The following is a 10410-nucleotide window of genomic DNA, read 5'->3' on the forward strand; positions in this document are numbered from 1 at the left end:
AGCTGGCTGTATGTAGAGCAGCTTCGCGATCCGGTACACTGGACTGGAAGAGAACCTGCCGGGAGGAGTAGGAATGATGCAGAAGCCGTTAAGCAAGGAAGAACAGGAGTGGGTGGAGGCTACGCTTGAAGCGATGAGCCTCCGCGAGCTGATTGGGCAGACGATGCAAGACCATGCAGGCAGACTGCCGTTCAAGGGAGATGATGAAGCGGGTCTCCGCAGGTATCTGGAGCAGTATCCGGTGGGCAGCTTCTTCATCGGCGGGGAGGTTATTCAGAAGGCCGCAGGCAAAGCGGAGGATTACCGGGACTGGGCGGGGATGCTGCAGGGCATCAGCAGGTTCCCGCTGCTGTTCTCCGGTGATCTGGAATTCGGGGCAGGCTCGGCCGTGAGAAGTCTCACGGCCTTCCCGCCGCTCCTTGCGCTTGCCGCCGCCGACGATGAAGACCTGGCTTACGAATACGGCAAATATACCGCGCTGGAAGGGCGGGCAGCCGGGTTCACCTGGGCGCTGGCCCCGGGCACCGACCTGCTGCTGAACTGGATGAATCCCGTTATTACGACCCGTTGTCTCGGCGATGAGGCCGGGCGGGCGGCGCGTCTGGCCGCCGCTGTCATGCGGGGAATGCAGGAGCACGGCCTTGCGGCCTGCGCCAAGCATTTTCCCGGTGACGGGGTCGATTACAGGGATCAGCATATCATTACCACTATTAATAGTCTGTCCGAGGAGGAGTGGTTCGCCACTTACGGACAGGTGGCCGGGGAGATGATCAGCCAGGGGGTCATGTCCTATATGACCGGACATATTGCCCTTCCCTGGATCGAAGACGGGGCAGGCGGCGCTGGATCGAAGCCGATTCCGGCAACCGTCTCGGAGCGGATTACCACAGGATTGCTGCGGGAGCGGCTGGGCTTCGATGGAGTGGTGCTGTCAGATGCGCTCGATATGGGCGGATTTTTATCCTGGGGAGACTACACGCAGCGCATCATAGACTGCTTCAATTGCGGTACGGATGTGCTGCTCTGGCCGGGGGTGCGGTACTTCGCGGTGATGGAGCAGGCGGTGGAGGACGGACGCGTCAGCCGGGAACGGCTGAAGGCCAGCGTCCGGCGGATTCTGGAGCTGAAGGCGCGGCTTGGCGTGCATGCTGCCCGTGCCGGGGGAGCGGATGGTAGGGCGCTGCCGCTGCTGGACGATAAGCTGCTGCCCGGGCTGGACCGGCAGGTCAGACAATTCAGCCGCGAGCTGGCCGGGCGCTGCATTACCCTCGTCCGCAACCGCACCGGCCAGCTGCCGCTGAATCCGCAGGAGGTCCGGCGGGTGCTGGTCATCATGCTGAACAAGGTGACGGAGGGGCGCAGATATGAGCGGATGAATCTTTTTGTGGAGCAGCTTAAGGCTAGAGGACTTGCGGTCGATATTCTGGATGAATTCGAGCCGCTGACGACACTGCGGCAATGGGAGCTGTCCGGGGTCCGCTGGGATGCCGCCTTCGCCCCTTATTTCCTTCCGCTGCACGGAATGATGAATACCGCCCGTCCGGTGGGTGAAGCGGCCAAGGCCATCTGGGCCATGCAGCATGCGGAGACAGTCCAGCCGATCGGTATTTCGTTCGCTACGCCATATCTGCTGCAGGACATTCCCTTCTTAGATACCCTGGTGAATGCGTATTCTTTGCATGAAGATACAGTAGAGCTGACGGTTAAGGCGCTGTTCGGAGAGATTCCGTTTCAGGGAAGCTCCCCGGTGAAAGCGGAGATTTGAGAGGGCGATTACGGTTCGGGGAGGCTTCAGACATCTTGAGTGCGAAGCGGGAATCAGAGGCAAAACGGGCAGCGGGCAGGCAGCGGGAACTGGAGGCGAAGCTGCGCCAGATCTTTGAATATATGCGTCTTGAACGGCATCAAGAGAATTGGGGAATGGATATTAACCACTGGGACTGGGTGCCCGGTGTCGGGGTCATCTCTATGCTTGAATATGGCACAGGGACTGATCAGGATGAGGTGACGGATTACCTGCTGCATTGGGTGAACCGGAATAAGCAGAAGGCCGAGGGGGTTAGGGTTATCAATTCCCTGGCTCCCTACGCGGTCTTTCCTGAGCTGTACCGGCTGACCGGGGACCCGTGGTTTCTCAGCCGGGCGCAGGAGGTTGCCGCATGGATGCTGGATACTGCCCCCCGGACCCGGGAAGGCGCGCTGGAGCATACCGTGACAGAGGCGGTGGAATTCCCGGAACAGGTATGGGCCGATACGGTGTATATGGCCGTGCTGTTCCTGGCCCGGCTTGCCGGTCTGACCGGCGACCAGGAGCTTGCTGCCGCCGCCATGCACCAGACCCTACTGCACCTTCGTCTGCTCCAGGACCCGGCGACGGGGCTGCTATTCCATGGCTGGAACAGCCGGGCAGGCAGCCATATGTCAGCAGCCCGCTGGGCCCGGGCCAATGCATGGGTGGCACTTGCGGTCCCGGAGATTGTGGCCGGGACCGCAAGCCTGACTGCTATTCCACAGGAGCTGTACAGCCGCTACCGCAGGCTTGCTTCTGCCCTGCGGCAGGCGCAGGGGGCCGGCGGCTTGTGGCATACGGTGCTCGACCGGCCGGATTATTACGAGGAGACCTCGGCCAGCGCCGGTATTGCCTGCGGCTTCCTGAAGGCGGTGAAGAGCGGACTGCTGGAGGATGCCTATCTGGAGAGGGCGGAGGCGGCACTTGCGGGGATTCTTCCGCTCATCCGCGAAGACGGTGAGGTGCAGGGGGTCTCGGGAGGCACTCCGGTCATGCCGTCGATAGCGGCCTATAACACCATTGAGAGATATCCGGCACTGTATGGGCAAGGGCTGGTGATGCAACTGCTGACAGAGGCATTGGATCTGGGGGAAATGAAGCATCGGCTTGAGAGGCAAGAGCATGAGGAGCGCCAGGAGCACCAGGGACGACAAGAGGACCAGGGGCGTGAAGAACATGAGGAGCGCCAGGGACGACAAGAGGACCAAGGGCATGAAGAACATGAGGAGCGTCAGGGAGGACAAGAGGACCAAGGGCGTGAAGAGCATGAGGAGCGTCAGGGAGGACAAGAGGACCAAGGGCGTGAAGAACATCCAGAGCGTCAAGGGGGTCAGCGACGTCAGGAGCAATCCGAGGGGATAGGTTCATTAAATGTTGAAGGGGAGGCAGGGGGATGACGGTGAAGGATAACGCAGAAGCTGCGGGTGGAGGCCTGGATCAGCGGCAACGGCTGATTCATAAGGTGACCGGACTGGAATCCCGCTATGACTCGGACATTTGCATGCTGCGCTCCCCGTTCAGCAGCCCGGGGTATCATACGACGCTGAAGCAGGCGGAGTTCATCCACTCCACCAGAGACTCGCTCAGCTATGCGCTTGGACTGCTCGACACGGAGCTGGCCTGTTATGAAGAGCGGGCATTCGATATTATCCGGCAGGTCATCTCCTTGCAGGATACGGACCCGGCGCATGATACCTTCGGCATCTGGTCCTGGTTCTATGAGGAGCCGCTGGACCAGATGGCTCCGCCGGACTGGAATTGGGCGGACTTCTGCGGCAGCCGACTGGTGCAGGCCCTTTCGCGCCACGGCCACCGTTTCCCGCACGATCTGCGGGAAGCAGCCGTCTTGTCCATAGAGTGTGCCTGCGAAGCCATTATCCGGCGCAATGTCGGACCGGATTATACCAATATTGCGATTATTGGCGCGTTCGTGACCAGAATTGCCGGGGAGAAGCTGGGGCGTAAGGATTATGCGGACTATGGGCTGGAGCGGCTCAGGAGGCTGCATGCTCATACCCTGAAGCATGGGGCTTTTCAGGAATATAACAGCCCGGTCTACACCTACATTGCCATTCTGGAGCTGTCGAAGCTTCAGTCCGAGACCTCGGACAGCAGGGTTAAGGCATGGACCAGAGAGCTGCTAGAGCTGACCTGGAGGACCGTGGCCGGGTATTATCACCCCGCCACGGCCCAGTGGTCCGGCCCGCATTCCCGCTGTTACGGAGTGTTGCTGGAGGACCAGAGCAAGGCGTTTCTGCAACTGGCGACAGGAGGAGCCGTGATGTTCTTCCCATGGGAGGAGCTGCCCTACGAAGAGGAATGGTATATGAGCGGCATCCATTGTCCCCCTGCCTATCTGAAGGGCTTCAAGGTTCCTGAGACGAAGGAGATAAGGCAACGCTTGGAAGGGGAGGAGAAAGGGCAGGAGCAGGGGACAGGGAAAGGGCGGAAGCGGGAGTTGGGCCAGGAACAAGGGCGGGATCAAGAATGGGATCAGGAATGGGATCAGGAGCGGAATCGGGAGCAAGGTCGGGATCAGGTGCAAGGTCAGGGTCAGGTGCAAGGTCGGGATCAGGGTCAGGTGCAAGATCGGGATCAGGAGCAAGGTCAGGGTCAGGTGCAAAATCACAATCAGGGGTATGACGGCAAGTGGGCGGTCACTTATATGACTCCGCAGTGGAGCATGGGCTCCTTCACCCATAGTGATCTGTGGAACCAAAGACGGCCGCTGCTGATCTATGCCAATAATAACGGACAGCCCTCATATCTCCGGCTCCGCTGCCTGCATGACGGCTATGATTACTGCTCCGCACGCTTCCAATCGCTGCAGGAAGCAGGCCGTGTGCTGTTCGGGATCGATTTCATGACAGATGGCGGGGATACCCATCCGAATCTGGACCGGACCGGCGGTGTGATTGAGGCTTTGGACCTGCGGCTGCGGCTGGAGGTTGGCGGCGCTCTGGAGGGAGTTACAGCCGCATTAACAGAAGAAGGTACGGTTATCACCATTGCAGGGACGGAGTTTGGCCTGACAACCTGGTTCGCGGCATTCAGCGGGCAAGCGGATGCAGGCAACCGATTGGTGTGGGAACTTCATAAGGCAGACGGCCGGATGAATATCGATATGATTCTCTACGCCGGTCCGCGCAGGATGCTGGACTTCACCTCCATGCAGCAGGCTGCGCTGGTGTTCTCTCTGGCGGCTGGGGAGGAGGGGAGATTGAACTCTGCCCCGCTTCTGGAGCTGACGGATGAGGGCGGGCTGCGGGTAAGCAGTGGAAGCGAGCACGAAGGGGGCAGAGCGCAGGGAGTTGCAGGAGGGAAGGCGGCGGGAGCGAATAAAGTCAACGAATGGAATGAAGCGAATGAAGTGAATGCTGAGGAGGGAGATGGGGGGGCGAAAATCGTAAAAATCGTAAAAAGCATGAAAGGCGGGTTCGTACTTAATCTGCGGCCGGCTCCGGGAGAGTAGCTGATAACAACGGTCAAAGGCTGAATGTAATCGAAAAACCGACCACAATTGGACTGGTGGGTGCGCCACGTAAGCCAAATGTAATCGAAAAACCGACCACAATTGGACCGGGCGCGCCACGTAGGCCCAATGTAATCGAAAAACCGACCATAATTGGACCGGGCGCGCCACGTAGGCCCAATGTAATCGAAAAACCAACCACAATTGGACTGGGAGCGCCATGTAGACCCAATGTAATCGAAAAACCGACCACAATTGGACTGGGAGCGCCACGTAAGCCAAATGTAATCGAAAAACCGACCACAATTGGACTGGGAGCGCCACGCAGACCCAATGTAATCGAAAAACCGACCACAATTGGACCGGGCGCGCCACGTAGGCCCAATGTAATCGAAAAACCGACCACAATTGGACCGGGCGCGCCACGTAGGCCGAATGTAATCGAAAAACCGACCATAATTGGACCGGGCGCGCCACGTAGGCCCAATGTAATCGAAAAACCGACCACAATTTGGACTGGGCGCGCCACGTAGGCCCAATGTAATCGAAAAACCGACCACAATGCGCAGGGTGGGCAGTCCATTATGAAAATGAGAGCAATAAACAATAATTCCTTGCAGATGCGGAGCGGATAACGGACAAAGCGATGGTACTGCTGATTTCCGCTCCGGCATCTCTACAGCCTGTACGGTCACCGCTCTGTCATAGGTCTGCGAACTTCACCTCAGGAAAACGGGGGTCCGGCTCGTTTAACAACTTACCGCCTTCCTTTTTCAAATATTTATTAAAAAAGTCCAGTATATATGCATTCGTGATGGCATCGGCTCTTTCGGGCGCAAGTTGTCCGATAGCACCAAGTATCTGAAAGATCGGAGAAATAAACTGTGCATTCGTAAAGTTCAAATGCTCTGTATTGTCAATGTAGAGCACTTGCCCTCCTGCTTCTATGGCTTCCCGCATCCGTTGAAGCTCTAACTTCTTGGCTTGGGCCGTTTGATTCTCCCATTCCCTAGTCGAACCCATCTCTTTAAGCTCTGCATCGGTATAGACCTTATTCTGCATCACCCTCTGGAACGACTTGGAATTGCTTTCCGAATTCATGAACATAAATGGTTTGTGCAGGCGGCCCCGGTCTTGCAGCCGATACAGTCCTCCATCCAGATCTATTCCAGCCGTAATGCGCGGATCATACGAAGCATCATAGGCGGTAGCCCCGCCGATCGAATGGCCGAATATGCCTACATGGGCCAGATCCATTTTCCCTTTGAAACGGCTTGCGGTCTGCCCGGATTGGAGAAGCTCGAACTGATCTAATACAAATGACACATCCTCAGTGAGAACTTTGCCCAGCATATCGCGGGTTTGGCTTTCGGTCATGTAATCATTCTGGGATGAAAATAGCTGATCGGTAGTATTGGCCACGACCCGTCCATCCGGGAATTCAGTAGCAAATGTATTATACGTGTGGTCTATCGCAGCTACAATATATCCATGACTCGCAAGCTCTTCAGCCTGAGTCGTATGAAGGAACCGGGAAGAGCCATTGCCCGGATTCACAATAATTAACGGATACTGGTTACTTGCCGAAGCGATCTCTGCCCCCGGATAAGCGTGACTGGCCACAAACTTCAGATATTGAAAAGTAAACCCCGGAAGACCGTATTGCTCAGCCATATAGCTTAAGATGCCCGGACTTGAAATCCAAGGAGCATACGCACCGCCGGTACTGGTTTCAGCCGGATACCACACCTGTACCATCAATTCCCTGCTCCGCCCTCCAGTGCTGTCGAAGCTCTCTTTCCGGGCTGTATCTACAAAATGAAAAGCTTGTGTGCCGACCTTGAACGCACCTGCCGGTGCAGGCAGCTTGAATACAGGGAAAACATACATAAGTCCCGCCGTTGCAACAAGCATCATCACTATCGCCGTATACGCTAAGCCCCGGAGGAAGCGCGGGATTCGGGGCAGAGCGTTCTTTTTAACATAATGATACATTGAAACAGCCAACAACATCATCGTTACGCCGTACAGCAGCAATAGCTGAATCCGGTAGCCTTCTGCCGCCCAATAAATGAACATAATAAGTGTAGCGGTCCCGCTTGCGATGAGTAAGGGTATGATCCGGCGGTCCTTATGCAGCAAGAGTGTTAATACAAGCACAATAATATCCGAGAAAAAAAGCAACATTTCGAATAATCTCATGTTCAATCTCCTTTTGACTAATGTTCATTTTGGTTTCTTATCTGCTCAATATAAAGACGGTGTTGCCCGCTAAAATATATCAATCCCCTGTATGTTGCTATAAACGACAAAAAACCACTGGTATGCCCAGCGGTTTGGTTGTATCGTATTCAGGTCCCCGCTCAGGAACATAGCACAAGGAGCTGGCCCCGTAATGCGGGGACCAGCTCCTGTGACTTTCAGCGATTTTATTGTGGCAGCTCTACAAAATCATCTCTGAACCGCTCGTAATCGGCGGTCCGGCATTCCAGCTTCAGGCGTGTGCCCTGCTCTTCGTAGCTGACGGACTGCACATCGGCATGTTCGTTGAAATAGGAGACAATGCTGCCCCGGTCGAAGGGGACCAGGATCTCACACTGTACATAGTCGGTGAAGATGCGGCTGCGGATCAGAGTGACCAGCTCGGCGATCCCGCGGTTTTTCTTAGCAGACAGGGTTACAGAGTTCTCCTCCACCTGCGGGTAAGGGTCCTCCCTCAGATCAGCCTTGTTGTAGGCGTACAGGGTAGGGATTCCGTCAGCGCCCAGCGCCTTCAAGGTCTCATTCGTTACCGCCATATGCTGCTCATGCTGCGGATCGGCAATATCGACGACATGAATCAGCAGATCGGCTTCCGTAACCTCCTCCAAGGTCGAGCGGAACGCCTTCACCAGATGATGAGGCAACTGGCTGACGAAGCCTACGGTGTCGGTTAACAGGAAGGTCTTGTGATCGGGCAGCACAATGCTGCGCACTGAGGTCTCAAGCGTCGCAAACAGCATATCCTTGGCGAGCACGCCTTTGCCCGAACCGGGATGATAGGTCTCCACCAGTGTGTTCATTAAACTGGACTTGCCGGTGTTGGTGTAGCCGACCAGACAGACCACAGGCACCTCATTCTTATGCCGCTGCTTACGCTGGATCTGACGCCTTGCGACCTGCGTCTGCAGCTCTAACTGAAGCGCCGAGATCCGCTCTTCAATCCGTCTGCGGTCCAGCTCCAGCTTCGTTTCCCCAGCTCCCCGGTTCTTCAAGCCGGCCCCGCCGCCCTGTCTGCCGAGAGATTCGCGCAGGCCGCTCAGGCGGGGAAGCATATATTGCAGCTGTGCGACCTCTACCTGCAGCTGAGCCTCCTTGGTCTTCGCCCGCGAGGCGAAGATATTCAGAATCAGAATGGTCCGGTCAATAACCTGGCGGTCCAGGGAGGACTCCAGATTGCGGATCTGGGAGGGGGACAGCTCATCGTTGAAAATAACGATCGGTGCTTCATGCTGCTCCATCAGCAGCGCAAGCTCCTGGATTTTGCCGGTCCCGATGTAATGCGAGGGGTTCACCCGGCTGGATTTCTGGCTAAGCTCAGCCACGACCTCAATCTCGCAGGCGGCTGCCAGATTGCGCAGCTCCTCCATCGAATAAGCGAAGTTCGTGTCGTTCTGCAGCTGCATGCCGACGATAACGGCTTTCTGTAGTATGGGTTCCATATATAGATCAACCTCCATAGTGTAATTTGAGCATCAAAAAAGCACAGGCAGTCTGCCTGTGCTAACAGTAGTTGGAGGAACAACAGAATAAAGTCTGGTATAGCCCGCTGCGCGGGAGCAGCTATACGGCCATGCTTGCCATAGACACCATGAAGGTTCAAGCGGCAAGGGCGAGGGCCCCGGCAACTTAAAAAGATATAGAGCTAATCCTCCCGGTAAACACAGAATCTGGCGGAGCGGATACAGGCCTTATTGGGCACAGGGTACCGGTTCCGGGAATCAGTGTACGGGTTGCGGATTAACAGGTGTATGCTATGGGTTACGTGTTATGGACAGACTTATCCTGAGTCCTCTGCACAAGGCAGAGCTTTCGCGCTATGGGAAAATAATTAGCCGCGCAAAGTGCGAATCCGGATATAGTCTATCACACGCAACCCTCCGTTCTAAAAAAGTTACATTGATTTTAGCACAGTGTCTGTGAATTGACAACTGCCATGGTCTGTCAATCGACCAGAAACTTCCAATTATATCTGCATATCCTATTGAATACAGCTCTAACGGAGGGTGATAACTATGCCTATACTGACAACCAATATGTTAACAAAGAACCCTACCCCGGGAGCAGGACTCATCAGTCAGGCAGTAGTGAAGGTAGTAAACAATGGGATGGCCCAGGGATCGGTCTATTTGACTGGTTACAACAACGATGTAAGTCCCTCCACGCTGTTCGCGCAGGAGTTGTTCGAGTCGAACTATCGGGAGGTTGTGACCAAAACGTATAATATTACGCAGAATTTTTTCCAATTCAATATCTCCTACTCCCAGGAGCAGGTACGGGTGCGGATCTTCCTTGTGGACAGCAGCGGGCTCTGGAGTCCCGTTACCCTGCAGCCCGTGGCGCTTAGCCGGATTACCTCAGAGTTTCGTAACAATATCCCCGTAACGAGCAGCGACACCGCAGCCATCAGCTTCCGCAGAAGCACTACGATCGCGGTTCCTGAAGCAGTGGCCGCCGAGATCGTTCCAGACGGGCTGGAGATTCTGGCCTCTACCCCTATCCGCTATAAGGTGATAGCCGGGGGGACCGTGAATGGAGCTTTTGTGAATTACCCTACGCCGACTACGGCTATTCCAGTCACTGAAACAGCGCTGCTGGTGAACTATACCTGTACAACAGTCACCGGCGGACGGGTGCTGACTCAAGGCATCGGCTCCGGCATATCCGGAGCCTACCAGAATGTGGCGGTGAATCTGCTGAATCAGCGGCTCGCCTACGATCTTCAGCAAGTGCCGGTCACGCTGGTGGTCAGCTCGCTTGCCGGTGAGGACAATGTGGCGGCTACCTTCAGAATGTCCGAGCAATGGTGAAGGCCGAAGGGTGAAGGTCCAGTAATGCCACGCTGGCTGACAGGTAATAGACCGATGACAGACTCATGCCAGACTGATGC

The 10410-nt window shown here is 56.0% G+C and carries 7 protein-coding genes; 5 read left to right on the top strand and 2 right to left on the bottom strand.

Annotated features, from left to right (window positions below):
- Positions 1-73 precede the first annotated feature (73 nt).
- The 4 genes from MKY12_RS33420 to MKY12_RS33435 are packed head-to-tail and all read left to right on the top strand — an operon-like array spanning position 74 to position 5794.
- A complete protein-coding gene (locus MKY12_RS33420; protein ID WP_339312350.1) occupies positions 74-1765 on the top strand; it encodes a glycoside hydrolase family 3 N-terminal domain-containing protein in 1692 nt (563 codons plus the stop codon).
- A 35-nt stretch (positions 1766-1800) separates the two neighbouring features.
- Positions 1801-3186: a glycoside hydrolase family 88 protein gene (locus MKY12_RS33425; RefSeq protein ID WP_339312351.1), complete on the top strand. Its 1386-nt coding sequence runs from the start codon at positions 1801-1803 to the stop codon at positions 3184-3186.
- Positions 3183-5261, top strand: a complete 2079-nt coding sequence (locus tag MKY12_RS33430) for a hypothetical protein (RefSeq protein WP_339312352.1) — start codon at positions 3183-3185, stop codon at positions 5259-5261. Before MKY12_RS33425 ends, MKY12_RS33430 begins: the two co-directional genes overlap by 4 nt.
- 56 nt (positions 5262-5317) lie before the next feature.
- Complete coding sequence (locus tag MKY12_RS33435) at positions 5318-5794, top strand: hypothetical protein (protein WP_339312354.1); 477 nt, start codon at positions 5318-5320, stop codon at positions 5792-5794.
- Between the two features lie 169 nt (positions 5795-5963).
- On the opposite strand, the gene MKY12_RS33440 is transcribed toward MKY12_RS33435, so the two are convergent.
- Together MKY12_RS33440 and hflX are read right to left on the bottom strand one after the other, a co-directional pair.
- Positions 5964-7463 (bottom strand): dienelactone hydrolase, encoded by a 1500-nt coding sequence (locus MKY12_RS33440; RefSeq protein ID WP_339312355.1) that lies wholly within the window; start codon positions 7461-7463, stop codon positions 5964-5966.
- A gap of 227 nt (positions 7464-7690) precedes the next feature.
- Positions 7691-8962 carry a GTPase HflX gene (gene hflX / locus MKY12_RS33445; RefSeq protein ID WP_339312356.1) on the bottom strand — a complete coding sequence of 424 codons (1272 nt, stop codon included), beginning with the start codon at positions 8960-8962 and terminating at the stop codon, positions 7691-7693.
- 573 nt (positions 8963-9535) lie between these two features.
- Here hflX and MKY12_RS33450 point away from each other — a divergent pair.
- Positions 9536-10330, top strand: a complete 795-nt coding sequence (locus MKY12_RS33450) for a hypothetical protein (protein ID WP_339312357.1) — start codon at positions 9536-9538, stop codon at positions 10328-10330.
- Positions 10331-10410 lie beyond the last annotated feature (80 nt).

Source organism: Paenibacillus sp. FSL M7-0896, from assembly GCF_037975415.1.
Taxonomy (GTDB): Bacteria; Bacillota; Bacilli; order Paenibacillales; family Paenibacillaceae; genus Paenibacillus_AQ; species Paenibacillus_AQ silagei.

Excerpts from the sequence above, each read along its gene's own strand:
- MKY12_RS33420 (WP_339312350.1), top strand. The coding sequence starts at position 74 with ATGATGCAGAAGCCGTTAAGCAAGGAAGAACAGGAGTGGGTGGAGGCT.
- MKY12_RS33430 (WP_339312352.1), top strand. The coding sequence starts at position 3,183 with ATGACGGTGAAGGATAACGCAGAAGCTGCGGGTGGAGGCCTGGATCAG.
- MKY12_RS33440 (WP_339312355.1), bottom strand. The coding sequence starts at position 7,463 with ATGAGATTATTCGAAATGTTGCTTTTTTTCTCGGATATTATTGTGCTT.
- hflX (WP_339312356.1), bottom strand. The coding sequence starts at position 8,962 with ATGGAACCCATACTACAGAAAGCCGTTATCGTCGGCATGCAGCTGCAG.
- MKY12_RS33450 (WP_339312357.1), top strand. The coding sequence starts at position 9,536 with ATGCCTATACTGACAACCAATATGTTAACAAAGAACCCTACCCCGGGA.